This window comes from Acinetobacter sp. YH01010 (assembly GCF_013420775.1).
GTDB lineage: Bacteria > Pseudomonadota > Gammaproteobacteria > Pseudomonadales > Moraxellaceae > Acinetobacter > Acinetobacter amyesii.
On record NZ_VOYF01000013.1, the window covers coordinates 79,955 to 103,761 of the forward strand.

The following is a 23,807-nucleotide window of genomic DNA, read 5'->3' on the forward strand; positions in this document are numbered from 1 at the left end:
GTCCTTTGAACGTGGTTATTGGAGGGCTGGGTTATTACTATTTTTAGTAGAACGCTTTATAGGAATTTGCCCTTTTGCTAAATCACGAATTTGATATTCACGCATTAAAGGAATCTTTGTTTCAGGCCATTGGCTAATAGCCTGAGAACTTATCTCTAACTTCAAAGCCAAATCCGCGACATTACAATTCAAAAGCTTTAGAGCTTCTTGTTTTGTCATTAATTTTACTCACAAAGGTAACTTTTCTTACCTTATTAAACAGCATAAAACTTACCTAGTCAAATGGTAAGATTCCTTACATTGAATATGGGCTTAAATTATGGAAACTCTTGGTACACGCCTAAAAGCATTAAGAAAAACAAAAAAAATAACTCAGCAACAACTTGCTGACGCAATCGGCGTATCTAAAACTTCTGTAATTTATTGGGAGAAAGATGACAACCTCCCTAAACATGAAAGCTTGATGGCTTTATCAAAAGCACTAGCGGTATCGCCTGATTTTTTGCTCAGCGGTAAGGCGCTTGGTGGTTTGGAGTCAAATACTTCTGTGCCATTCCCACTTGCAGGTCGATTAGTACCAGTAATTTCATGGGTACAAGCCGGTGCATGGACAACTGTAGATTCTGTTCCCGCAGGTACACAGTTTGAGGAATGGTTACCTCCAAATCCTAAGTGCGGAAAAAATGGTTATGGTTTGGAAGTAGTTGGTGAGTCGATGCTCCCTGACTTTCGGCCTGGCGATAAAATTTATGTGAATCCTGATTTTCAACCAGATGAATTGAAAACTGGGGATCTGGTCATTGTTTCTTGTGACGATGACAGTGAAGCGACGTTTAAGAAGCTTATTGTTGAAAGCGGAAATAAGTATCTGCAGCCTTTGAATCCTGACTGGCCAGAGAAAACCATTGCTTTAGAGGATGGTTGTAAGTTGGTTGGCAAGGTTGTTGGTTTGTATCGGGATGTTTAGTACGTTTATTAATATTGCTTTAAATTTCTAATTTTACAAGGGGAAAACTTAATGGATTATCTTAATGAAATAATTTCAGCTTTGATCGGTCTTTTAGCAGGTATAGGATTAACACTTACCTATCAAAAACTGACTTATAAGGATGAGTCTAAAAACCAACCAAAACAAAGTAAAATTAAAACAGGCGGTGGTGATTTTGCAGGTAGAGATATGTACAAAGATAAGTAAGGCTTTTAGTAATGAATACTCAAAAGGATATCAATACTGAAGGCGGTGATTTCGCAGGCAGAGATTTGGATAAAAGAGAATATCATTTTCACAATACTGAAAGTGCTATTCTCCTACAGCCTTATCTCGAATTAGTTAAAAAAATTAATGCTGGATTTGAGATTGACATAGAGGAACAAATTGAGGATTTAGAACATTATCTTGGAACTATTAGAGATGACCAAAGGGGGCTAGAAAAAAAATTAACTGACTCAGATAGGAGTTACTTAATTAATAATGCCTTAAGATATAAATCTAAAGCTAGTAGATTAATTACCAAGCATCAAGATAGCCCAGCATTTCAATTTCTAATTGCTAAAGTACTTGCTAGAATTGAAGTTACCTATGACTTTATTATAAGGCCTATGATACAAAATAATGCCAATATTCAAGAAGTGGATGCTGCAATTTTGAAAGAGGTAATACAACCAATTCAGAGCTTATTGATAGGTACGCCACTTGGTTCAAATAACGATTGCGTTATTCAATTGCTTTATTTCCTTGCTGGGAATTGCCATATTTGTTGGGATAAGAAATGTTAATTTATCATCCTGCATTTGATGCTAGTCATTGTGCTTTTAGAATCCTTAAACTCTTCAACACCTTAAGCGACATTGATTTTTTGGAATTAGATCGCATTAAAATTATTGATTTTTATATTGTTTTTCCGAAGACAATGAAATATATAAAGTATCCCCAAAACATTGACTCTAAAAAAATTAGAAAAGAATTAAACCTTATTAATGATACCTATCGACCTTGTCGCAACCCTTATTTAATTTCAAAAAAAATGTCAATTATTCAGGATAAAGTATTAAGCATACTTGTTACCAACGAATATTTATCTTTTAATAATCTTGATAATAGTTACAGTAAAGGTCAAAAATTTAACCAATTATCTCTTAAAAGTACATTATTTGAAAATTCTTTGAAATATGAGATAGAGGTATTGGTATTAAAATTTTTACTAACCCACCCCATCAACAATAAAGATGGACTGAAAGATCGAACTTCATTAATGGAATTTAGATATGACAACTAATTATAACAATTTTAAAGTTAATAAGATGCTTGTCTTTCAAAACAAAAACTGTGCTTTAGATGTTAATTTTAAAGATGGTCTAAACGTTATTTATGGAAAAAATAGTGCAGGTAAAAGCTCGCTTCTAGATGTTTTAATATATTCACTGGGGGGCGAAGAAATAAATTTCACTCCAATTGTTAATAAATGTACGCATGTTTTAACAGAAGTTCAAATTGAAAATAACTTTTTAACTATATATAGAGAAATTTCCTCAAAAAAACGAGAGGGATTAAGTTTATTTTACGGTGAAATGGATTATGCACTCTCATCAAATGATACAGAGTGGCATAATTTTCCATATAACTCTTTTACTGAAAAATTTGGTTTTTCAAGAGTTTTTTATGACTACTTAAATTATCCAGAAACTGTTTCTGCTGAAACAAGTATAACCACTCATCAATTATTAAGATTGCTATATGCTGATCAGGCTAATAATCATCTCCCTATTTATAGATATGAACAATGGGATAAATCTGAAAAGCGGGTTGCAATTCGAGATTATGCATTTGGACTGTTCAGCGGCGAACTTTATGAACAACAACTCTATAGTAAAACCTTAAATAAACAATTAGTTGATACAACAAGTAAACTTCAGTCATTCTTCAAGATTGTAGGTAAATCTTCAGAAAATATGATTGAGGAACTTATTCTTGAAGAAAAGAAGAATTATCTACAAAGGCATGAAAATATTATAAAAAGATTAAATACATTAAATAACTCAAATGAAAATTTCAATTCAGATTTAGACCAAAAAAATATTCAAAAAAACCTGCAGTCAGAGTTATCAAAATTAAATAAAGCTATAATAGCTCTTGAGCAAAAATATAACGAACAGCAACTAGAAATTATTGATTTGAATAATTTTAATGCTGAATTAAAAATACGTTCCAATGATTTAAATAGCTCTATTGCTAGTAACGAACTTATATCAAATATAATTTTTGATTTCTGTCCATGTTGTCACAGTAAATTAGATTTAATATCAATCAATCAAAATGATAATATCTGTAAATTATGTAAAACCCCAACTTCTGAGGACATAAATAAAAACAACTTGCTACAGATGAAGACCGAATTAAACTTTCAAATCCAAGAAACCACAAAATTAATCAAGGATGAAGAAAAAAATATTGAACTGACTAAGGAAAAACTTAATGAACAAAAAAAAATATTCAATAGTAGGAAAAAAGATTTCGACATTCTATCTGACCGCTGGCACAGTGCTTTCGAATTAGAGTTAAGAGAAGCCTATCGTGAATTAGGTGAGGTGGAAACTGAACTAAAAAATATTGAATCAAGATTATTAATCGCAAATGAAATTAAACAATTAGAATTAAAAAAAGACAGTTTGGAAAGCTCCCTAAAGGAAACTGAACTATCAATTGAAAGAATGAAAAATAGTTCAGAGCATAAATTAAAAAGTATACTGAACAGATTGAACGAAAACCTAAAGCAATTACTATCCAAGGATATCGGAGTTCAAGAAGAGTTTTTAGACCCTGAGAATATAGTTGAAGTTAGCTTCGAAGATAACAAAGTATACGTAAACGGTTCTGGTCATTTCTCCCAGAGCTCTACAATTGTTCTTAGACATTTATTTCATTTGGCATTACTGCAATTAGCAATGGCTGATTCAACTATCAGATTGCCACATTTTTTAGTATTAGACGGAATAAATGATGGCGGTTTGGAAAAGGATAGGGCAGAAAATTTACAAAAGATAATAGTTGAAGTTTGCTCCTCTTTTGAAGATCCATATCAACTTATTTGTGCAACATCTGAGTTATTTCCAATAATGGCTGAATCTGAAAGCCATAAAATTGAATATCTGAATGGGATTAGAACATTTAATATTTCAGAATAATTTATACACTTACCCACCCTGCATGGGTTTTCTTTTATCCCTTATAAGTCGAAAAACTAGAGGCCTGTTATTACAGGCCTCTTTTAATTTTATTCTTCATCTTCAACTAATGCATAATCTTTTTGCTTTAGCTCCATCTCTTCGATAGTGTCCTCTATTTCTCTCTGCTCATCATCCGGCATGAGTTCAATTTTTAAAGACTCCCTATATTGCATAGCTTCGGCTTTTAAGGTGAATTTAGCTTGGATACCCAATTCATCTAAATAGCTTTTAACATTCGTTAAAGAAGTTCTGAAAAACTCCTTCTTGTAATTAACTTTATTGACACGCTCATGATTGAAATGATGATGTAGTTTTTTCTCAAGCGAAGGAGCATCCTCACTATAAATCATTGCATGCACATCAAATGTAAATGGAACTGAAGCATCGCCTAATTCTCTGACACGATCTAGAGGCTCAAGACGTCTGGTCATTCCAAGCTTTAAAACATCTTCACCAAAAGACCCAATATTTGAAATTACATATACATGTCCAGCTCTTGTTTGTTGAGCCATTGATAATGCTCGCTGGTTTTTATCCTCAGCATCTTTGAGTTTTTCCATTAACTCCTGCATTTTAAAGTCAAATTTAGCTTTCTCATCATCAGAAGCTAAATCAAACTCTTTTTTTGCTTTTTCGTAAGCTTTCTTAAGTAATTGTTCTTCTTTTTCAGCATCTTTTATTGCTCGTTCATATTCTTTTCTAGCCTTTTCTTCCTCGCGAATTTGCTCACGAATCTCTCTCTGCTCTTCGCGCTCTCTTTCTTTAAACTCTAGTACTAATGCAGCCCATTTTAGCTCCTCAACCCTTAATGCAAGATATGAAGGATTAATTCTGGCATTCCTAAAAGCCTGTCCATAATTATTTAGAAGTAAATAATCATCTTTCAAAGCTTCGATCAGCTTACCAACATTGTCATGTTTTAAGCGTGATACATGCACATCCGCCTTACTATTAAAGGCATTTGTAATAAAGGCTATAGCTGTTGATTTTCTATTCTCTTCGACATAATCACACTCAGCAACAACACATTGCTTAATTGCGGTTTTGATTTCCAGTTTTATTGTTTTTAATCTTTGTGCCGCATCGAGATGCTCATATCCATCTATTAGATCTTCTAAAATCGCCTGATTCGGCAATAAGTATTCATCACTGTAGCCTTGTATTTTATTTTCAAGGGCGTTACAGATTTTATTTAACTCCATAGTTTTTTGGGCTAAATCGTAATAATCACCAAGTATATTTTTAGCTTGCTGCTCCGTGTTAAGTAGGGTTTTTTGGGAATGCTCATCTAAGAATAATTCTACATTTTTAATTTTTTCTTTAATTTGGCGCTTAAAAGCTTCTGCTTCAGCCACAATAGCTCTTTTGTAAGCTTCATGTGATTTTAAATTGGATTCATATTCTTGCTGCCATTCAAGTTTTGCATCACTTATATCATTTGCACATTTTTCTTTTTCAGATGCTATATATGCAACAACATCAACAATACCTTGATATTTTTCTAATTCACTTAATCGCTTACCTAGTATCTCTTGTTGATTCAAAAACCCACTAATTTGTCTGTAATCACTGCTAGCTTGAGCTTCAAGTTTGCTAATCTTTATAGATAAATTTTTATTCTTATCTGTTAGATCAACTTCATTTAATTTTAACTCCTTATTCTTTGTGTAAAAGAAATAAACTACACCACCTAAAGCCATTAATAGCAAGAAAAGAAAAAATTCCATAGATATATCTATTATTCAAGATTTAACCAATTTTCAGATATTATTCCCATATTTTCAAGTAATTAGAGGATGTTTTTATTTAGTATTTAAAAAGATTCTTTTATCCACTAATAATTCAAAAAAGAGTCAAAAGTAACTTTAATTACCAAATACACTTGACTATATAGGTAAGTTAACTTACCTTTATCTCACAGACAACAAAAAAGCACACCAGACCTCTTAACTCCTGATGTGCTTTGCAAACTGCGAGATAAGTATGAACAAAACATTAAACCCTTTCAATAGCCTCAAGGTAACACTTGTCGCTGCAACCGTAACAATCGGTGCATTGGCATTCGCATACAAGCCTCATGCTGACAATACTCAGGTGCTTCACAAAAGCATACCTGAAGTCACTACTGTCGCTGCAATGGAACTCACTTCCAAAACTTCTGGTAGTGCTGTTATCCGTTTAGACAACTTTACCCTAGACGTAAGCTTTGACTTTGAACCATTTGAAGACAGTTACGGCGTACCCGGTAGTGAATTTGATACTGCTGAAATTACCCAGTTATCTGTAGATCACATCTCCGATGAATACGGCAACCCATTCCCCGACTTCACGGACTACAACGACCACCGCAACATCAATGAATTGTTGGTGCAGCACATGATTAAAAACCGTTTGTTGGGAGAAGTGTGATGCCGATTAATATTATTCCAGCAGACCAAGCTCTAAATGTCAGTGCCATCATCACTTACATCTATGCAGATCCAGGCCTCGGTAAATCCTCTTTAGGCTTTACTGCAGATAAAGCTGTTTCCTTTGACTTCGACCGTGGTGCTCATCGTACCGGTGAACTTCGTCGTGGCGCAGTGATCCCTGTTCAACAATGGGCTGACGTTGCAGGTCTTACAACTCAAGACTTAGCACCTTACAACACTGTCGTTATTGATACAGTAGGCGCGATGCTTGAATGCATTAAAACCCACCTACTACTTCATCCAAACAACCGGCAGAAAGATGGCGCTTTAAAACTTAAAGCCCAAGGCTTGGCCAATCAAACTTTTAAGCAGTATGTGAATACCCTGATTAGCATGGGTAAAGATGTTGTCTTTATTGCTCACGCCTCTGAGGACCAAAACAATGATCAGATCATCTACCGTCCTGACTTAGGTGGTAAGAATAGAAATGAGCTGTACCGTATCGCAGATATGATGGGCTACATGACTACTGTCACTACTGGCGAAGGTAAGAATGCGCGTGTCATTAACTTCAAACCATCTCCAACTCATCATGCAAAAAACTCAGGTGCTCTTGGTGGAGAAACTGGTGAAGTTTGGGTACCTGACTTAAAAACAGAACCGATGTTTTTAGCACAATTAATTTCAGCAGCTAAAGCACACATCAATACATTAACCCCTGCGCAATTGGCTTCAGCAAAAGCACTTGAAGACTTGGAAAACTGGAAACAAAGCTGTGATGAAGCGCTATATGCCAGTGATCTAAACCAGTTAACTGAGTCTCTTGATAAGAGCCATATGTATTACCAAAACATGCGCCAAGCCATGCTACTTAAGGCCAAAGAACTGAATTGTACCTTTGATAAGCATAAAGAAACGTGGATGAGTCCACCTGAATTTAATGGCATATCAGATGCGCAACGTGATGATCTATTGGCCTTCATCGATGAGCGTGGATTAGATACAAAAACTGTATGCGAACATCTAGGTATAGATTCGCTGATGCAGATCGATGTATCGAAAATTCAAGAAGTAAAACAGGAAATAGATCAAATTGCTAAAGCGGGAGTAAATTCATGATTATCTTAAACGGACAAGAAGCATTTGCTGCCATGGCTGCAGGTCAAAACATTGAATGTCGTCATTCTGGATCTGATTTAGATTTTGATAGCATTCGCAACTTCCCTGCGACTGTTTTCTTTGACCCTGATCATGAATTCCGCATTGCTGTCGTATATATGGCCATTGGTACCATGCAAGTTCCAGAAGCAATATCCGAAGCACCGGCAAAAGGCACTCCATGTTTTGCCCCTTCACTTTTAACAGCTGAATTGAGTAAATCATTCAAATGGAAAAACTCTGCATCTGACTTGGAATTACTCACTCGTGGCTTAGTTCATCTATATGAAGATAATGCGGTAGTTCACGCTCAGGCATTGATTTCAGTGAGTGGTGGTTCTTTAAATAAAGAAGAACCTGTCTCTGATACATCATTGCCTTGGGAGGATGAATCGGCTACAGAAGCTAAAAATACCCAAATTCAAACATCAAATGATGTTGAAGAAAAGACATCAGAGCAATCTACAGTTGAAGAGATTGAAACAGATCCATTGAAACTGGTTGAAAAGTTCACTATGCAAATTAATGCATGTACCACCAACGAAGCAGTCTTAGCATTACGTCCGGTGTTCATTGCAAATGGTCATTTAGAACGTGAACACACTCAGCACCTATGTAAGTTAACTGAGGATAAGCTGCTTGAACTAGATCCTGAGCAATATACACCTAAGCCAGAACATACGACTGACAACTTAAGTGTAGAAGAACTCAAACGTTTGCAGGTTGAGGCCGAAAAGTTAGTAGCGAAAAATAAGTTAGCTAGTGAATCAACAGATGATGAATATCAAAATCTTTTGAAAGATTTAATAACCAGTGCAACAAATGCTCAAACACCTAAAGAAGCTACCGTCCTTACCGGTTATACACGCAACTGGACTGAAGCACAGCGCAAACCATTATTGGATGCTATTCATAAGCGCCTACGTGAGCTCGCACCTGCAGAAGCTGAAATTAAAACTCCCCCTTCACTTATGGTTCAGATTCAAAATGCACCAGACTTAACGGCATTAGATGCATTGGAAATTGATGTTTCTGCACGTAGTCCTGAAATTCAACCAAAGTTAATGGGCTACGTTAAAAAGCGTCGCTTCGAGCTTGAAAATCAAGCAAGTGAGGTGAGCTCATGATTTGTCCTAAATCATTAGTCCCGGCCTTCACAATGTTTTTAGCAAGTGATGGATATCAATGCGTAATTAATAAAATTGTTGGTGAAGCTGTTTTCACTAAAGCAAATAAACCTGGTTTGAAGATTGATAATGCGGGAAACATGAATGGTGCTGCTCAAAAGCGTTATGAGCTTTTTCTTAAATTATGGCTAAAGAATGGCAAAGAATTTATTCTTCGCCTTCAAGCCCAGGCCCTTATTTTAAAGGTGGCGTGATGGATCCCAACGGCGAAGATACAGATATAGGACATGAAAGTATTTCTGAGGATTTTCTTGAATCAGTGAAACAAATTTTAAAGGAGGTATCTTGATGGAAATTGATCGTCGAGTTCGGGCTAATGATTTTATGAAACTTCTCTCTGTTGGGAAAACTAAGTTCTATAGAATGTTAAAGCAAGGAGAGCTTCCCGAGCCAATCCGTTTAAGCGAAAAAGATGTTTTTTGGCACGAATCTCAAGTGAAGAAAGAAGTCGAAAAATACAAACAAGAATCTGATAATATAGCCTGCACTTAGCAGGCTTTATATTTTGTGCCTAATTTAAGTTGAAGTTCTTAAAACGGGTAACGTTACGGGTAACAAAAAAACGTTAAACAAAATATTAGTATAAATTTCTTAGGGATACGCTTGATATGCTTCTCATGATCGACAATTATGACTCTTTTACCTACAACATCGTCCAATATTTTGGCGAGTTAAATCAGGAAGTAAAAGTTGTACGTAACGATGCCGTGACATTGGAAGATATCGAGCGATGGCAACCGAAGTATTTAGTCATTGGTCCTGGCCCTTGTTCGCCAAGTGAAGCAGGTATTTCAATTCCTGCGATTCAACACTTTGCGGGAAAAATTCCTTTACTGGGTGTGTGTTTAGGCCACCAAGCCATAGGACAAGCTTTTGGCGGCGATATTATTCGCGCTAAAAAAGTGATGCACGGTCGTTTATCTGACATGTATCACAGCGATCAAGGTATTTTCAGCAACCTCCCTTCTCCATTTTCCGCAACGCGTTATCACTCTTTGGTGATTGATCAAGCGACTTTGCCTGAATGTTTAGAAGTGACCTGCTGGACCAATGAAGAAGATGGCACGATGGAAGAAATCATGGGCGTTAAACATAAGACATTGCCTGTCGAAGGCGTGCAGTTTCACCCTGAATCAATTCTTAGTGAACATGGTCATCAAATCTTTAAAAACTTCTTAGAAATTTACGCTTAATCGAGTGCAAAAAATATTATGAATATTCAACAAGCTTTAAATAACATCACGAAAAATATTGAACTCACTCAACCTCAAATGGAAGAAGTGATGCGTACCATCATGCAAGGTGAAGCGACCGATGCGCAAATTGGCGCACTTATGATGGGCTTACGCCAAAAAGGTGAAAGTATTGATGAAATCACTGCCGCAGCACGTGTAATGCGTGAATTTGCGATCAAAATCGATGTCAGTGATCTGCCACATTTGGTGGATATCGTTGGTACAGGTGGTGATGGTCAAAACTTATTTAACGTCTCTACTGCGTCTAGTTTTGTCATTGCAGCAGCAGGCGCAACCATTGCCAAACATGGCGGTCGTGGTGTTTCATCAAAATCAGGATCTTCTGATCTTTTAGAACAGGCAGGAATTAACCTTGACCTGAACATGCAGCAAACTGAACGCTGTATTCGTGAAATGGGCGTGGGTTTCCTCTTTGCACCTAATCATCATAAAGCCATGAAATATGCTGCTGGTCCACGTAAAGAATTGGGCTTCCGTAGTATTTTCAACCTACTTGGCCCGCTTACAAATCCGGCCGGCGTAAAACGTTTTGTGATTGGTGTTTTCTCTACAGAATTATGTCGTCCTATGGCTGAAGTTTTAAAACAGCTTGGTGCAGAACATGTCTTGGTGGTGCATTCAAAAGACGGTTTAGATGAAATTAGCCTTGCATCAAGTACTTATGTTGCTGAACTCAAAGATGGCGAAGTCACTGAATGGGAAATTCAACCTGAAGCTGTAGATATCGAGTCGCAAACCTTAACAGGTCTATCTGTAGATAGTGCTGCGGAAAGTCTGAAATTAATTAAAGATGCTTTAGGTAAAAATAAATCTGCTCTCGGTGATAAAGCCGCGAATATGATTGCCCTAAATGCAGGTGCCGGTATCTATGTTTCAGGCTTAACCAATAGCTATAAACAAGGTGTTGCATTAGCACATGACATTATCTATGGCGGTCAAGCTCTAGAGAAAATGGGCATTTTGTCAGAATTTACGAAAACTTTAAAAGAATACGAAGCTTAAGATTAGGACTCAAATCATGGTAGATATCGCCAATACAATTTTAGGTAAAATTGTTGACCGTAAAAAAGAAGAATTTGCAGCCCGTCTTAAACAACGTAGCTATAAAGATGTCGAAGAGCTAGCTCAAGCAGCTACACCTGTTCGAGGTTTTGCACAAAACCTCGGCTCTAAACGTCCGGGGGTGATTGCTGAAATTAAAAAGGCATCACCATCGAAAGGCATCATTCGTGAAAACTTTAACCCTGCTGAAATTGCGCAGCAGTATCAAGATGCTGGTGCGGCATGTTTGTCTGTTCTCACCGATGTGGATTTTTTCCAAGGTGCCGATGAAAACATTCAGATTGCACGTAAGAACTGTGACTTACCTGCGCTGCGTAAAGATTTTTTAATTGATCCTTATGGCGTAATTGAAGCACGCGCTTTACATGCGGACTGTATTTTATTAATCGTGGCTTGTTTGTCTGATCAACAACTCGAAGAAATGTCGAAAACTGCTTTTGAGCACAATCTCGACGTGTTGGTTGAAGTACATGACGAAGAAGAACTTGAGCGTGCAATGCGTCTTTCTGACAACTGTCTACTTGGCGTCAATAACCGCAATCTAAAAACTTTTGATGTTGACCTCAATACATCATTACGTTTGAAGAAGTTACTTGAGCCTTCTCGCCTACTTGTAACAGAAAGCGGTATTGCAACACCTACTGATGTAGCCATGATGCAAGAACATGACATTCATGCCTTCTTGGTCGGTGAAAGTTTTATGAAGCAACCACGCCCTGATCAGGCTTTTAAAGAGCTGTTTGGTGTGCCTGATAAAATATAAATGAAATATGTAGGGTGAGTTCGCTCACCCTTTTTCTCTTTTGCATCCATATTAAAAAAATTACACATCCTTTTTATAATTTTATTCAATTGAGAATTAAAAATAATGAAGTCGATTATTTCTTCTACTCTTCTATTCATTTCATTAATCTTGGTTTCACTACACCAGTTAAGTTGGGCAAAAAATATAACTCTGTATACAGGCTCACCGTATCTTATTGACCAAAATCATATCCTCTACTTTAATATTTCCACTATGCCCGAAGGCATCATTGCTGCGCAGATTGACCTAAATCAAATTTTTCCAAATATAAATACTAACGTGCTAAAGGGCAAAAATTATGATTTCAATAAGAATCAAATTGAAATCGTTAGTTATCAAGGCTTACCAATAGTCATTAATTACTCAATCAATACTAAAAACAAGAATATTGAAAATTCAACCTATTATTCTATTTCTAAAGAACATAAAAATTCTTTATCAAAACCAATCAATATTAAATCTCACCCTATTTCCATGGAAAAATTAAATTATTTTGAACAGATTTTTTATAAAGATAACCCTCATTTATTGAAAAAGAATTTAGCTGATGAGCCATATTTAATAAATCTATTCATGTTCCATGCAGCAATAAATGATTTTGATGATATGAATGATTTTTTCCAAAATGCGATAAAGAACCTGACACAGAAAAATGATATTGATAATTATGAAAAAGCCAAAAATTTGTATCTTGAATATTTAAATTTTGGTGAAAACAATGAATTTTATGATACCACCTTAATTATGGCGGCAATCGAGCACACAGATATTTCTTTCATTAAAAAAATGAAGCTTAGAAAAATAAATGAACTTGTAGTAGATGAAGTTGAACCACAAACATATTATTTCACTAGATGCTCCCCATTAGGTAAAGCTATCCGCCTAAATCAATATCAGATAATTTCTTATTTACTTGAAAAAGGCGCTTCAACCGAAATCGTGTGTATTTCTAAATTTAATGAAGAACAATCAGCATTAGCTCTTGCAGAACAATATAAAAATAAAAAAGTTATTAAATTAATTAATTCAACTTTGAAGCCCAAATAGGACTTGTAATGAATTAGGAGATCTTCTTTATATAAAGTCTTTCCAGTTCAAATCAGTGCCATTTAAGGCTATAATTGCACTAAATTTTTGTATATTTCCCGTTTTTTCATTATGAGCAAACACGATTCTTCGCTTTCAAAAGATCAGTACAACCTACTGAAATCTTTTAAAAAGCAAATTACGAATCCACATTCCTCAACGATTGCTAAACAGCCTGAGCCAACGCCAAAGACTGTTGAACAAGAGCAGGAAGAAGACTTCGCGCTTTTCCAAAAGCAAATGCAAGGTGTTCAAAAAATGAATGCAGGAAATACTGCAAAAATGGAAAAAGTGGGTCGTAAAAAACCTGATGCGCAAACGTTGGCTAAACGTGCTGCTGCAATTGGTCCTATGGAAACAGATGATGCATTACTTTCTGATACGCAAGCGATGCTCAACCCTGTTGCCAGTCAAGCTGCTTTAAGCTATCGCATTGCAACCTTACAACATAAAGTTTTTGAAGATTTGAAAGCTGGTAATCTACGTTGGTTTGAAGCTGTCGACTTACACGGTTGCACTGTTGAAGAAGCCCGTTCTGCCGTGCTGCAAATTATTCAAATGGCGAAAGATGACAATCAAAACGTCATTAAAATTGTGCATGGCAAAGGTCCAGAAGCAATTTTAAAAACTTATGTAAATAGTTGGTTACGTCAACATCGTGATGTATTGGCATTTGTGAGCGCCCCAGAAAAACAAGGCGGCACAGGTGCTGTACTGGTTCTGCTTAAACGTGCAGAAAAAAACCCACAGTTTAAACAATAATCGGATTTAACTCCAAAAGAAGGCATTGTAATAGTTTTCTGCTACAATGCCGTCCTTGTTCAATCTCTCAGTGTAAGTGAACACGTCTTATGTCTATGCAGCAATCCTACGCAAATATCCTAACTGCCGTTGGTGAAGATCTGAATCGCCCGGGTCTTAAAGATACGCCTATGCGTGCTGCTAAAGCTTTTTCATATCTTACTTCTGGTTATAGCCAGACACTTGAAGAAGTGACCAACAATGCGGTTTTCCCATCAGATAACCGTGAAATGGTCTTAGTTAAGAATATCGAATTCTATTCTTTGTGTGAGCACCATTTATTACCTTTTTATGGTCGCGTACATATTGCTTATCTCCCAGAAGGCAATGTTTTAGGTTTATCAAAATTCGCACGTATTACAGAAATGTTTGCCCGTCGCTTACAAATTCAGGAAAACCTTACTCAGCAGATTGCTGAAGCAGTGGCTGAAGTGACTGGTGCGCGTGGTGTTGCTGTGGTGATTGATTCAGCTCACATGTGTATGATGATGCGTGGTGTGGGTAAACAAGAGTCTACAACCCGTACCGTTTCTTTTGTCGGTGACTTTAAAACCAATAAAGAAGAACGCCGTGAATTCCTAAGTGCTGTACCTGAAAGCTATTAACAGAACATTCAGCGTTAGCACTCATAAAAAAGCTTCAAACTCTTGAGGCTTTTTTTATTTGTGTTTTAATGTCCCAAATCATTTGCTTTGATAGCAAAGCACTATTTTCAGGATGAATCATGTCAGATGTATATATTGCTGGTCAGGGTTTAGCGCAAGCCGATCACAGCATAGATTACCCTCGCCCAGACCGTTTGGTTCAGGGCAATCCCAAACGTGAAACTGCAAGCATGTATGCACACCCCAATATGGACTGCGGGATTTGGCAATGTGAAGTTGGCGCATGGAATATTGTCTTTGCACCCAATAAACAAGAGTTTTTTACAATCCTTGAAGGATTAGTACGTATTTATGATCAACAAGGCGGGTATATTGAAGTTTCCGCTGGCCAAGCGGGCATTATTCCCCCATCGTTTCAGGGCAAGTTTGAAGTTGTCGAAGCCGTCAAAAAATACTATGTGGTTGTTGAAGTTTAAATTACGGCACATCTCGCCATAAAACGCATTTACCCATAAAAAACTCCCACATAAGGGAGTTTTTTATACTCTGAACGAATTAGATATACGACAAATGCTTAGTGACTTGGATACAGTTTCGACCATTATTTTTTGCCGCATACAGCGCATGATCTGCTGCATCTAAGAAACGCTGATAATCAGGATGTCCATCATACTGTACACAACCAATGCTTACGGTAAAACTAAATTGCTGACCTTGTGCCGTTCGGATCAAACCCTTTTCAATATATTGGCGAATATTTTCTGCAATTTTCATCGCACGGTTTACACCAGTATCCACCAAGAGTAATAAGAACTCTTCCCCACCAATACGGAATGCATAATCGCTACCTTGACTATAACGCTGTAAGGCTTCGGCAATAAATTTGAGCGCAAGATCACCTGCCGCATGACCAAACTTATCATTGATCATTTTGAAATAATCCGCGTCAAAGGCGAGCAAAGACAACGGCGTTTCATTTTGCCGCGCAAAGGTAATTTCACGTGAAATAATCGTACTGAGATAACGACGGTTTAGGAGTTGAGTCAAAGAATCATTGCCAGACTCAATATATTCAGCCACTTGAAATAGTTGATCAACTAGATGCTGAATTTCACGGTTCAATTCACGAATCTGTTGAATCAACTGTTGCAGCTGATCTTTTTCCGTCATCTGCATCGTTTGCTGGGTTAATTGATCCACTTCATAAATTCTGTCAATAATCAGTTGAACCTGATCTGAACCTGAAAAAGCATATGCCGCTTTATGAATGAACCATAGCCCAAACTCTGATTTTGAAAATAAGGGATGATAAAAACCAACATTGCCCGAAAAGATTTTAAACATCAGTTCATTTTCCCAGTCGAGCAATGAACCCCGTTGTTTATCTTTATGCACGGCCACATCTTGCATCGCTGAAAATAAGCGATAATTGTGTTTTGTTTCTTGGTTTTTTTCCGTATTGATCTCATAAGATCGGCACATAATTTCTGTGCTGAACCCCATAATTTGCACAATATAACTGCACATATGGAGAATACTTTGCGTTTGGTTTAGCTCTAAAATTTCAAATATTTTACGTTCTATTTCACGCACACCACGTATGATGAACCATGACGGAATACCAACACGCGCGTGTACCATTCCAACTTTCTGCTGTCTTTTGACTGAGCTTTCAAATTCACCATTCAGTGCGACATTAAACGTTTCTAACAACCATTTTCTTAAAGTGTCGATGAGCCTTTTTTGAATGATATCGTCTTTAAAAAATTCAGCTGACTCTGGCTCACGTGACATTTGTTCATAAAAAACAGTAACTAAATGTTCAACATGCCTTTGGATAAATTGCAATGCTGCAAGATGTTCATTTTCAGTATATTGATCACAAATATCTTTCCAAGTCTGACTTAGACCTGTAATACATTCTTGATTCATTCGGTGACACAAACCACAGCTATTACAAAGCTAGCAATCATACCTTGCTTTACTTACATAAAAAAACAAATTTATTTGATATTTCATATTTTATCTATCTTAAAAATTAATAGAAAAATACATAACTCAATTTCAATTTATTCCAATCTTGATCATCTTGCTGCTGGTATTCATAGCCTAGTCTTAAGGCATTTTGTTGGTTGACGATATATTGTAATTCTGCATCGAGTTTCAGATTCCATTGATGTGCATCTTCCCAATACGGAAGCTCTGCCTGAACCAAACTATTTAATTTTTCTGACCAAATATTTTGGCAACCCAGTGTCGGCCCAAGGCCAACTCGCCAGCCCTGATCGAGAGACTTACCGCCCTGCACCTGCATTTGAGACTGTGCATAACACAAATGCGTGCGTTCTTGATTGGCCCAGCTATAACCGGATTGCGCTTTTAATTCAGCAACGCCATGTTGTTTCGTTTCGCTAAATTGACCTGCATCTACAGACACTTGCTGCCAGCCAAAATTAAAACCCCAGCTTAGCGGTGTTTTAAATGGCGTGATCGGGTTGTAAGAATTGACCGATAAAAAATCAAAATGATTGATCTTGAATTGGTCGTCTCGATATTGGATCGAGCCATCCCAAAACATCAACTGCGTACCAATCCGAAAGCCACCTTGCGGATCGATCAAATCATGATAAGCCTGACGATGACCGAGTTCGATATATTTTTCACCTTGAACTTCACCCACGGTAGCTGAAAAATTTCGCGCATGATGTCCATTGACTGGGTCTAGACTTGGCTGCGTAGGTTCAGTCCGTTGTTTTGGTTGTGAAGATTGGCTACGTAAGGCCAAGATTTGACGCAATTTAGGCTGCGTTTCTTCCGCACTCACCTTTCGACCAATCAGCAATAAATACAGATGGTCGTACGCCATTTCCAATATTTTCGCTTGCTCTGCTTCATTAAACTGAGCGAGTGCTGTCGACATGTTCGCAGGTTCAATTTCAGCGAGCTTATGCGCTTCGCGTGCTAAACGATATCCATGTTGCTGCGCTTGTGACAAAAGCTGCGTTTCTAATGCAGGACGATAAACCGCTGCTTGAATCAGTTGTTCATCATTGATCGCTTTGATCGTCTCAACGGGAATGGAAGCGACTTTAAATTTCTGGGTTAAATTCAGTGTGGGGCGAACCAAATCCATTAAGCCCAATAATCGATATGCACAGTTATCACTGGCGAAATAATAGGGAAAACTTACATTTTGCATTTCCCAAATATGTTTAACCAAATAACTGGTTTCTTGCTCGGTTAGTGCTAGCTCATATTCCCACAAATCACGACTTTCAAAATCACCATATTCTTTCACTTTACGGTAGTACGGCATCAAGGAATATTCACCAGGATATTGCCCTGTTAATCCTTTCCATGCATAAGACCAGTTATCTTCACCTGCAACTGTGGCTGCATAATTAATGGCGTATGACACCAAATTTAGCTCTTTCTGATCTTTCGGATCGAGACGCAATAAGGTATGTCCAAACATAGAACTTGGATTACCCATAAAGTCTGTGGCGAAGATTAATGTCGCTTTATAAGGCTTAATTTTTCCAAACCATTCATCAAACTCAGGGCAGCTCACCACTGGTAACTGCTCTGAACGGATGGATAACTCTTGCATCAGCCACTGACTACGCGCTGGGAAACGACAACGAAAGGCTTGATTAGGTTCGGCGGTTTGAAACAGTGCAGCAACATCTGCCTCTAATTCGGCTTGGGCATTTTGACGGCCATTTTCATCTAGAAAGTAACCTGAAAAAGCAACTTCACTTTGTCCTTTATGATCTGTATATAAAAGTCGTTGCCAACTGATGTGTTCAGACAGTTTTTTTGATTGTGCAAGTTCAATATATCGCTGTAACTCTACGGTTTTAGAGGGAGTAGAATCTACAACTTGCTGAGCATATATGATGCTCGGAATCATAAAAGTACAAAATAATGCAATTGATTTCATTCAGTTATATTCAAATCCATTTTTATATATTTTAGATAATAAAAAAACCCTGCCGAGAGACAGGGTTTTGAAAGCATCGATTAAACGTATGCTTTAAGTACTTCGTCTTTTGCCATTACACTTTGTAATGAAGCAAGTACTTGTAGAGAAGACTGGTTTTCAGCTGAATAGATTTCAGCAAAATTTGCTTTAGACACAGCAAAGAAACGTGCTTTATCTGTCGATTGGATGTTTAAAAGCTCAGCCAAAACATTCAGGCTCTCACCTTGACCAACTGCCATATCACGAGCAAGTGATTCAGCATTTTCATTGGTAAAAGTTACCGCTTGAGCAGTTACTGTACCTGTACCGCTACAACCTAAAGTACCAAAAGTAATACCAAGTAATTGGTTAGTAAAAATACCGTTGGTAGTCGCAGCTAAAATTTTAGGAATTTTACCTGATTGACCAGCCCAAACTTGAGAACCAACACCACAACCTACGTCACGGTCAGCAAAAGCAGCTGTAGAACCTAGTGCAACGACTGCAACTAAAGCTAATTTTTTTAACATAGCACTTCTCCAGGGAATTTTATTCCATTGTTTTTAATTATTAAAACATGTGTAATTTTGATTACACACCTGTAGATTAACTTGATCTTTCAGATAAGGCAAAACATTTTCATCTAAAACTTTTGGCTAAAAATAATACGTTCTTTTTCACTATTTTTTGAGCAACCAAGTACCATTTTCGTCACGTTTTCCAAGGATTTTGAGTACTAAAACCAAACTGAGTAATAGCAACAAATACCAAGAACCAAGTTTCCCCCAACCGACCATATGCCATGCATCGACCTGACTTGGATATAACCAAATTTGATAGAAGGTACTGATATTTTCTGCAATCCAAATCAAAAATGCCAAAATCAACAGTACTGGTAACATGGGCAACTGAATCACATGATTTTGTAATTGAAAACTGAGCTTGGTTTTCCAAAAGATTACCACACTCCAAGCAAACAAAAGCATACGAATATCTGGCACAAAAAATTTGGTCATAAAATTAAGATATGACAAAACGGCTAAGCACAGCATATTGCCAAAACGCGGTAAGTTACTGAACGACACCTGATATAGACGTAACGAACGTGCAAAGAAACTTCCTACTGCCGAGTACATGAAACCTGCAAATAATGGCACGGTCAGCAGTTTGAAAACGGCAGGCTGCGGATATTGCCATGAGGCAATGTGTGGATGGGTCAGAAATATTTCCATCCCCATTGCAAGGATATGAAACAGTGCTATGACTTTGGCTTCCGCCCAAGACTCAAGTTTTAAGCAGAGTAAACACACTTGAATGATCAGTGCATAAAACAATAAATAGTCATAACGGAAAAAGCCAAAATATTCCTGACTTCCCATTGCTGCTGTTAATGCAAAAGCGATCAACAGTAATATCCCAAATAAGGCAGCCGAAGCTGCCTTATAAGAGAACTCAAAACATGATTTTATCATCTTGACCACGGTTGAATCCTAAACCTATTTCCTTGAAGCCTTATAAATACTTGGCACTATATTCGTGTACCGTATCAATAAAGGCTTTTGGATTGGCTGGATCTACCCACTGAGTAATACCATGACCTAAGTTCGCCACATAACCGGTTTTTTCACCGTTGGCATATGCATCATCTAACATGGCACGCGTCGCTTTCGCAATCGCTTCAGGCGAACCATATAATGTTGCTGGATCTAAGTTGCCTTGCAATGCTGCACGGCCTGCGACTGTTTGACGCGCCACATTTAATGGCGTAGTCCAATCTAAACCAAAGGCATCTGCACCCGTTGCAATCATTGGCTCTAACCATTGACCACCACCTTTGGTAAACAAAATCACAGGAACTTTGCGTCCATCTTTTTCACGCTGTAATCCTGCCACGATTTTTTGCATGTAGTTTAGTGAAAATTCAATGTATTCACGGTGTGCTAATGCCCCACCCCAACTATCAAAGATTTGTACAGCTTGGGCACCTGCATCAATCTGCGCATTGAGATATTCAGTCACCGCCACAGCCAAACGGTCTAATAAAGCATGCAGTACTTCAGGTTGTGCATACATCATTTGTTTCGTAAAACGGAAATCTTTGCTTGAACCGCCTTCCACCATATAGGTTGCCAGTGTCCAAGGACTGCCTGAGAAACCAATCAAAGGAACTTGTCCGCCCAATGCTGAACGAATCGTAGTCACTGCATTCATGACATAATCTAAGTCAGATTTGGCATTAAACTTAGGTAAATTCAGTACATCTTGTTCGGTACGTACAGTTTTATGAAACTTCGGACCTTCACCTGCTTCAAAATACAGTCCCAAACCCAACGCATCAGGTACTGTCAAAATGTCTGAAAATAAAATAGCTGCGTCTAAGTCATAACGACGCAAAGGTTGTAAAGTAACTTCACAAGCAAATTCTGTATTTTTACAAAGAGATAGGAAATCACCCGCTTTTGCACGTGTTTCACGATACTCTGGTAAATAACGGCCAGCCTGACGCATCATCCAAACCGGAGTTGCATCTACCGGTTCACGTAATAAGGCACGCAAGAAACGATCATTTTTTAAGGTCGTCATTCACTTTCCCAACTTAATTCGATATTCGCATCATCATATCAAAAAGGTTGTAAATATAATAACTTCTCAAGCATTTAAAAACCGATCATGTTGAGTGCCAAAAATGATATTTACACAAAACAACTACTGCATCTCCACTTTTTTTCTGTAATACTTAGCCAGTTTTTAATACACAGTAAATGAATAATTCTTAAGGTTGAATTACATGTTCGTTCGCACCATGCTCGCACTGAGCCTAAGTTGCATATTTGCTGGTACAGCTATTGCCGCATCTACTGCTGAACAACCATTAACGCCAAAAAAAGTGACTAATGTTGCAGTTCAGGATCCCATTGATCCGTTAGCGACTGAAGCTTCATCTGCAACTAGCCAGATTAGCGCTCAAGAACAAGAAGATCTGAACCAAGCATCGCAAACTTTAGACAGCCTGCAACAATCAGAAGATGTTAAAGCCGACATCGGTGCTGCACCTGCTACATCGACTGCTACAACTCCAACATCAACTTCGCCTGCTGCCAAAGTTGCTTGGGGTTTAAATGACCTAAATAATGCACAGTGGTATGACAATATCGGTAAAGGTCAATTCCCTGTTTATGCACGTGCGCATGTCATGCTCAATAATGCACATGCTTCACCAGGTGCAATTGATGGTACTAGTGGTAAAAATACCTTAAAGGCGATCGCTTCATTCCAACAAATGAATAGCTTGAAACCTACAGGGACTTTAACTAAAGAAACTTGGGATGCACTGATTGCAAAACAAGGTTCTAAACCTGCATTTATTGAATACACATTGACTGATGCAGACTTGAAAGGTCCTTATGCAGCATCGATTCCACACGACTATGCATTACAAGCAAAAATGAAGGGCTTGTACTACACACGTGTGACTGAAATGTTGGGTGAAAAATTCCACATGGATGAAGACTTTTTGAAAAAGTTGAATCCAAAAGCGACATTTAAAAAAGCTGGTGAAAAAATCTTAGTAGCGAATATTCGTAACGAAGTTCCTGAAGATATTCACCTAATCGTTGCACATAAAGGCGCGAAACAACTTTACTTGTTTAATAGCCGCAACCAAATGATCGGTTCATTCCCTGCAACGATTGGTAGTTCAGATACTCCATCGCCTACAGGTACATACAAAGTCACAGGTGTTGCACCAAACCCATGGTACAGCTACTCACCGTCTAACTTTGTTCAAGGCAACAACAAAAAACCACTTTCATTACCACCTGGTCCAAATGGCCCTGTCGGTAATATCTGGATTGGCTTGAGCAAAAAATCATTCGGTATTCACGGTACACCGAACCCATCTGCTATCTCTAAAACTGCGTCACACGGTTGTATTCGTTTGACCAACTGGGATGCAAATGACTTAGGTAAGAAAGTGAAATCTGGTGTGACTGTTAAATTCTTAGAATAATTTTAGTCACATTTAAAAAAGCCTGCTTCGTGCAGGCTTTTTTTATAGCTGTGCATTCATGCATAACAAAAGACTCAATCATGAATGATCGTTGCAAAAATAGGATGAATTGTCGCTAAAAAACTATATATCCCGATTTAGTTCAATCTTAAAATAGGCACATGTTCAATAATTAAGATAAGGATGAATGCCATGAATGCTTTTTTACATCCAAGTGAAAACCGTGGTCACGTAAAAATGGGCTGGCTTGAGTCTAAACACAGCTTCTCTTTTGGTAACTGGTATGACCCGAAATACATGGGCGTTAGTGCGCTTCGTGTAATTAATGATGACTTAATTGCAGCACATGAAGGTTTCGGTCAACACCCACATGACAACATGGAAATTTTAACTTGTGTGTTAAAAGGTACCATTACGCATAAAGACAGCATGGGCAACCATGGTGGCATTTCTGCGGGTGAATGGCAGCTGATGAGCGCAGGTACAGGTGTGCGTCATAGCGAAATGAACCAAGGTGATGAAGATGTACATTTACTACAAATTTGGATCGTTCCAAATGAACGTGATGCTGAACCGACCTATCAACAAATTAAATGTGATCCACGCGATCAACCCAATCAATGGCATTTAATTGTCGGTCCAAATGACAATGCAGCTATGCATATTCGCCAGCAAGCGGAAGTTAAATCTGCATTTTTGACGAAAGGTCAATCTTTAGATATCCATGCAACGCAGCATATCAACTATATCCATGTTATTTCAGGTTCAGTGCAAATTGCTGAACATAAAGTTGAAGCTGGTGGTGCAATTGCGTTCTTAGAAGATAGCCAAATTGAAGCGCTTGAAGATGCTCAAGTGATTTGGTTTGATTTACCTGAAGTAAAATAAAAAAAAGCCCTCAAATGTGAGGGCTTTTTTTATGTCGCTTGGCTCAGGCGTTCACTTCGTTTATACAACCACATCAACACCAAAGTTGGAATGATAAACCCTGCAGCCACCATGATGCCATGTAGGATTGAGGCATAAGGCTCAGCAAGCATGGCCACATGTTTCATTGGAGATGTCAATGGATGGAATCACTTTAAACGTCTCGAAATCAAGCATTTCGAGATATTCTTAAATGACACTCAGCATCTAATTATCTAGATAAAATTCATCAATCAAAGGTGATTTTATTCTATTGCTGATGCAATCTATCTAATCAGCCTTCAGTTTCCACGCGATAAAAATGATTTTGCA

The 23,807-nt window shown here is 37.7% G+C and carries 27 protein-coding genes; 19 read left to right on the plus strand and 8 right to left on the minus strand.

What is annotated here, in order from left to right; translation table 11 throughout:
• Positions 1-15: 15 nt before the first annotated feature.
• The gene (locus FTT77_RS12405) at positions 16-219 is read right to left on the minus strand and encodes a Cro/CI family transcriptional regulator (protein ID WP_180109393.1); all 204 of its coding nucleotides are present in this window, start codon (positions 217-219) and stop codon (positions 16-18) included.
• Positions 220-319: 100 nt separating this feature from the next.
• Here FTT77_RS12405 and FTT77_RS12410 point away from each other — a divergent pair, with 100 nt between their 5' ends.
• The 5 genes from FTT77_RS12410 to FTT77_RS12430 are packed head-to-tail and all read left to right on the plus strand — an operon-like array spanning position 320 to position 4,182.
• A complete protein-coding gene (locus tag FTT77_RS12410; protein ID WP_120365418.1) occupies positions 320-967 on the plus strand; it encodes a LexA family transcriptional regulator in 648 nt (215 codons plus the stop codon).
• Positions 968-1,018: 51 nt separating this feature from the next.
• Positions 1,019-1,195: a hypothetical protein gene (locus FTT77_RS12415; protein ID WP_171406320.1), complete on the plus strand. Its 177-nt coding sequence runs from the start codon at positions 1,019-1,021 to the stop codon at positions 1,193-1,195.
• Positions 1,196-1,206: 11 nt separating this feature from the next.
• Positions 1,207-1,776: an ABC-three component system protein gene (locus tag FTT77_RS12420; RefSeq protein WP_180109394.1), complete on the plus strand. Its 570-nt coding sequence runs from the start codon at positions 1,207-1,209 to the stop codon at positions 1,774-1,776.
• Complete coding sequence (locus FTT77_RS12425) at positions 1,770-2,276, plus strand: ABC-three component system middle component 5 (RefSeq protein ID WP_120365420.1); 507 nt, start codon at positions 1,770-1,772, stop codon at positions 2,274-2,276. The genes FTT77_RS12420 and FTT77_RS12425 overlap by 7 nt, the downstream gene beginning before the upstream one ends.
• On the plus strand, positions 2,266-4,182 hold the full coding sequence (locus FTT77_RS12430) for an AAA family ATPase (protein ID WP_180109395.1): 1,917 nt from the start codon (positions 2,266-2,268) through the stop codon (positions 4,180-4,182). Before FTT77_RS12425 ends, FTT77_RS12430 begins: the two co-directional genes overlap by 11 nt.
• Positions 4,183-4,271: 89 nt before the next feature.
• Here the strand turns inward: FTT77_RS12430 and FTT77_RS12435 are convergent, their stop codons facing one another.
• Positions 4,272-5,951, minus strand: a complete 1,680-nt coding sequence (locus FTT77_RS12435) for a DUF4041 domain-containing protein (RefSeq protein ID WP_180109396.1) — start codon at positions 5,949-5,951, stop codon at positions 4,272-4,274.
• A 409-nt stretch (positions 5,952-6,360) separates the two neighbouring features.
• Between FTT77_RS12435 and FTT77_RS17475 the strand changes: the two genes are divergently transcribed.
• From FTT77_RS17475 to FTT77_RS12495, 12 genes are all read left to right on the plus strand, one after another.
• Positions 6,361-6,633 carry a hypothetical protein gene (locus FTT77_RS17475; RefSeq protein WP_257224720.1) on the plus strand — a complete coding sequence of 91 codons (273 nt, stop codon included), beginning with the start codon at positions 6,361-6,363 and terminating at the stop codon, positions 6,631-6,633.
• Positions 6,633-7,754, plus strand: coding sequence for an ATP-binding protein (locus FTT77_RS12445; protein ID WP_180109398.1), 1,122 nt, complete (start codon positions 6,633-6,635; stop codon positions 7,752-7,754). Before FTT77_RS17475 ends, FTT77_RS12445 begins: the two co-directional genes overlap by 1 nt.
• Entirely contained in the window at positions 7,751-8,920 is a 1,170-nt protein-coding gene (locus FTT77_RS12450; protein ID WP_180109399.1) for a hypothetical protein, read from the plus strand. Before FTT77_RS12445 ends, FTT77_RS12450 begins: the two co-directional genes overlap by 4 nt.
• On the plus strand, positions 8,917-9,174 hold the full coding sequence (locus FTT77_RS12455) for a hypothetical protein (protein ID WP_180026396.1): 258 nt from the start codon (positions 8,917-8,919) through the stop codon (positions 9,172-9,174). The genes FTT77_RS12450 and FTT77_RS12455 overlap by 4 nt, the downstream gene beginning before the upstream one ends.
• Before the next feature lie 94 nt (positions 9,175-9,268).
• The gene (locus tag FTT77_RS12460; protein WP_111884584.1) at positions 9,269-9,472 is read left to right on the plus strand and encodes an AlpA family transcriptional regulator; all 204 of its coding nucleotides are present in this window, start codon (positions 9,269-9,271) and stop codon (positions 9,470-9,472) included.
• 116 nt (positions 9,473-9,588) lie between these two features.
• The gene (locus FTT77_RS12465) at positions 9,589-10,173 is read left to right on the plus strand and encodes an aminodeoxychorismate/anthranilate synthase component II (protein ID WP_078190263.1); all 585 of its coding nucleotides are present in this window, start codon (positions 9,589-9,591) and stop codon (positions 10,171-10,173) included.
• A gap of 18 nt (positions 10,174-10,191) precedes the next feature.
• Complete coding sequence (gene trpD, locus FTT77_RS12470) at positions 10,192-11,238, plus strand: anthranilate phosphoribosyltransferase (protein ID WP_078191968.1); 1,047 nt, start codon at positions 10,192-10,194, stop codon at positions 11,236-11,238.
• A gap of 16 nt (positions 11,239-11,254) precedes the next feature.
• Positions 11,255-12,061: an indole-3-glycerol phosphate synthase TrpC gene (gene trpC, locus FTT77_RS12475; protein ID WP_180109400.1), complete on the plus strand. Its 807-nt coding sequence runs from the start codon at positions 11,255-11,257 to the stop codon at positions 12,059-12,061.
• Positions 12,062-12,166: 105 nt separating this feature from the next.
• Positions 12,167-13,150, plus strand: coding sequence for a hypothetical protein (locus tag FTT77_RS12480; protein WP_180109401.1), 984 nt, complete (start codon positions 12,167-12,169; stop codon positions 13,148-13,150).
• A 111-nt stretch (positions 13,151-13,261) separates the two neighbouring features.
• Complete coding sequence (locus FTT77_RS12485) at positions 13,262-13,951, plus strand: Smr/MutS family protein (protein WP_078190270.1); 690 nt, start codon at positions 13,262-13,264, stop codon at positions 13,949-13,951.
• Between the two features lie 95 nt (positions 13,952-14,046).
• Positions 14,047-14,595 carry a GTP cyclohydrolase I FolE gene (gene folE / locus FTT77_RS12490; protein WP_171262632.1) on the plus strand — a complete coding sequence of 183 codons (549 nt, stop codon included), beginning with the start codon at positions 14,047-14,049 and terminating at the stop codon, positions 14,593-14,595.
• Positions 14,596-14,714: 119 nt separating this feature from the next.
• On the plus strand, positions 14,715-15,071 hold the full coding sequence (locus tag FTT77_RS12495; RefSeq protein ID WP_180059902.1) for a cupin domain-containing protein: 357 nt from the start codon (positions 14,715-14,717) through the stop codon (positions 15,069-15,071).
• Positions 15,072-15,150: 79 nt separating this feature from the next.
• Here FTT77_RS12495 and FTT77_RS12500 read toward each other — a convergent pair whose 3' ends face one another.
• From FTT77_RS12500 to hemE, 5 genes are all read right to left on the minus strand, one after another.
• On the minus strand, positions 15,151-16,527 hold the full coding sequence (locus FTT77_RS12500; RefSeq protein WP_180022745.1) for a diguanylate cyclase: 1,377 nt from the start codon (positions 16,525-16,527) through the stop codon (positions 15,151-15,153).
• Positions 16,528-16,633: 106 nt separating this feature from the next.
• Entirely contained in the window at positions 16,634-18,538 is a 1,905-nt protein-coding gene (locus FTT77_RS12505) for a DUF4105 domain-containing protein (protein WP_180109402.1), read from the minus strand.
• An 80-nt stretch (positions 18,539-18,618) separates the two neighbouring features.
• Positions 18,619-19,089, minus strand: coding sequence for a DUF3015 family protein (locus tag FTT77_RS12510; protein ID WP_078190276.1), 471 nt, complete (start codon positions 19,087-19,089; stop codon positions 18,619-18,621).
• A 150-nt stretch (positions 19,090-19,239) separates the two neighbouring features.
• Positions 19,240-20,031, minus strand: a complete 792-nt coding sequence (locus tag FTT77_RS12515; protein ID WP_180109405.1) for a DUF817 domain-containing protein — start codon at positions 20,029-20,031, stop codon at positions 19,240-19,242.
• Between the two features lie 40 nt (positions 20,032-20,071).
• Complete coding sequence (hemE, locus tag FTT77_RS12520; RefSeq protein WP_078191978.1) at positions 20,072-21,142, minus strand: uroporphyrinogen decarboxylase; 1,071 nt, start codon at positions 21,140-21,142, stop codon at positions 20,072-20,074.
• A gap of 205 nt (positions 21,143-21,347) precedes the next feature.
• Here hemE and FTT77_RS12525 point away from each other — a divergent pair, with 205 nt between their 5' ends.
• Positions 21,348-22,568 (plus strand): L,D-transpeptidase, encoded by a 1,221-nt coding sequence (locus tag FTT77_RS12525; RefSeq protein WP_180048626.1) that lies wholly within the window; start codon positions 21,348-21,350, stop codon positions 22,566-22,568.
• A gap of 192 nt (positions 22,569-22,760) precedes the next feature.
• Positions 22,761-23,456 carry a pirin-like bicupin family protein gene (locus FTT77_RS12530; protein ID WP_168379153.1) on the plus strand — a complete coding sequence of 232 codons (696 nt, stop codon included), beginning with the start codon at positions 22,761-22,763 and terminating at the stop codon, positions 23,454-23,456.
• Between the two features lie 29 nt (positions 23,457-23,485).
• Here FTT77_RS12530 and FTT77_RS12535 read toward each other — a convergent pair whose 3' ends face one another.
• Positions 23,486-23,623, minus strand: coding sequence for a hypothetical protein (locus tag FTT77_RS12535; protein ID WP_168379152.1), 138 nt, complete (start codon positions 23,621-23,623; stop codon positions 23,486-23,488).
• Between the last annotated feature and the right edge of the window lie 184 nt (positions 23,624-23,807).

Excerpts from the sequence above, each read along its gene's own strand:
- FTT77_RS12485 (WP_078190270.1), top strand. The coding sequence starts at position 13,262 with ATGAGCAAACACGATTCTTCGCTTTCAAAAGATCAGTACAACCTACTG.
- FTT77_RS12510 (WP_078190276.1), bottom strand. The coding sequence starts at position 19,089 with ATGTTAAAAAAATTAGCTTTAGTTGCAGTCGTTGCACTAGGTTCTACA.
- hemE (WP_078191978.1), bottom strand. The coding sequence starts at position 21,142 with ATGACGACCTTAAAAAATGATCGTTTCTTGCGTGCCTTATTACGTGAA.
- FTT77_RS12500 (WP_180022745.1), bottom strand. The coding sequence starts at position 16,527 with ATGAATCAAGAATGTATTACAGGTCTAAGTCAGACTTGGAAAGATATT.
- FTT77_RS12425 (WP_120365420.1), top strand. The coding sequence starts at position 1,770 with ATGTTAATTTATCATCCTGCATTTGATGCTAGTCATTGTGCTTTTAGA.
- FTT77_RS12415 (WP_171406320.1), top strand. The coding sequence starts at position 1,019 with ATGGATTATCTTAATGAAATAATTTCAGCTTTGATCGGTCTTTTAGCA.
- FTT77_RS12495 (WP_180059902.1), top strand. The coding sequence starts at position 14,715 with ATGTCAGATGTATATATTGCTGGTCAGGGTTTAGCGCAAGCCGATCAC.
- FTT77_RS12530 (WP_168379153.1), top strand. The coding sequence starts at position 22,761 with ATGAATGCTTTTTTACATCCAAGTGAAAACCGTGGTCACGTAAAAATG.
- FTT77_RS12535 (WP_168379152.1), bottom strand. The coding sequence starts at position 23,623 with ATGAAACATGTGGCCATGCTTGCTGAGCCTTATGCCTCAATCCTACAT.
- FTT77_RS12525 (WP_180048626.1), top strand. The coding sequence starts at position 21,348 with ATGTTCGTTCGCACCATGCTCGCACTGAGCCTAAGTTGCATATTTGCT.
- FTT77_RS17475 (WP_257224720.1), top strand. The coding sequence starts at position 6,361 with ATGGAACTCACTTCCAAAACTTCTGGTAGTGCTGTTATCCGTTTAGAC.
- FTT77_RS12460 (WP_111884584.1), top strand. The coding sequence starts at position 9,269 with ATGGAAATTGATCGTCGAGTTCGGGCTAATGATTTTATGAAACTTCTC.
- FTT77_RS12430 (WP_180109395.1), top strand. The coding sequence starts at position 2,266 with ATGACAACTAATTATAACAATTTTAAAGTTAATAAGATGCTTGTCTTT.
- FTT77_RS12455 (WP_180026396.1), top strand. The coding sequence starts at position 8,917 with ATGATTTGTCCTAAATCATTAGTCCCGGCCTTCACAATGTTTTTAGCA.
- folE (WP_171262632.1), top strand. The coding sequence starts at position 14,047 with ATGCAGCAATCCTACGCAAATATCCTAACTGCCGTTGGTGAAGATCTG.
- FTT77_RS12480 (WP_180109401.1), top strand. The coding sequence starts at position 12,167 with ATGAAGTCGATTATTTCTTCTACTCTTCTATTCATTTCATTAATCTTG.
- FTT77_RS12465 (WP_078190263.1), top strand. The coding sequence starts at position 9,589 with ATGCTTCTCATGATCGACAATTATGACTCTTTTACCTACAACATCGTC.
- trpD (WP_078191968.1), top strand. The coding sequence starts at position 10,192 with ATGAATATTCAACAAGCTTTAAATAACATCACGAAAAATATTGAACTC.
- FTT77_RS12505 (WP_180109402.1), bottom strand. The coding sequence starts at position 18,538 with ATGAAATCAATTGCATTATTTTGTACTTTTATGATTCCGAGCATCATA.
- FTT77_RS12445 (WP_180109398.1), top strand. The coding sequence starts at position 6,633 with ATGCCGATTAATATTATTCCAGCAGACCAAGCTCTAAATGTCAGTGCC.
- FTT77_RS12450 (WP_180109399.1), top strand. The coding sequence starts at position 7,751 with ATGATTATCTTAAACGGACAAGAAGCATTTGCTGCCATGGCTGCAGGT.
- trpC (WP_180109400.1), top strand. The coding sequence starts at position 11,255 with ATGGTAGATATCGCCAATACAATTTTAGGTAAAATTGTTGACCGTAAA.
- FTT77_RS12405 (WP_180109393.1), bottom strand. The coding sequence starts at position 219 with ATGACAAAACAAGAAGCTCTAAAGCTTTTGAATTGTAATGTCGCGGAT.
- FTT77_RS12420 (WP_180109394.1), top strand. The coding sequence starts at position 1,207 with ATGAATACTCAAAAGGATATCAATACTGAAGGCGGTGATTTCGCAGGC.
- FTT77_RS12435 (WP_180109396.1), bottom strand. The coding sequence starts at position 5,951 with ATGGAATTTTTTCTTTTCTTGCTATTAATGGCTTTAGGTGGTGTAGTT.
- FTT77_RS12515 (WP_180109405.1), bottom strand. The coding sequence starts at position 20,031 with ATGATAAAATCATGTTTTGAGTTCTCTTATAAGGCAGCTTCGGCTGCC.
- FTT77_RS12410 (WP_120365418.1), top strand. The coding sequence starts at position 320 with ATGGAAACTCTTGGTACACGCCTAAAAGCATTAAGAAAAACAAAAAAA.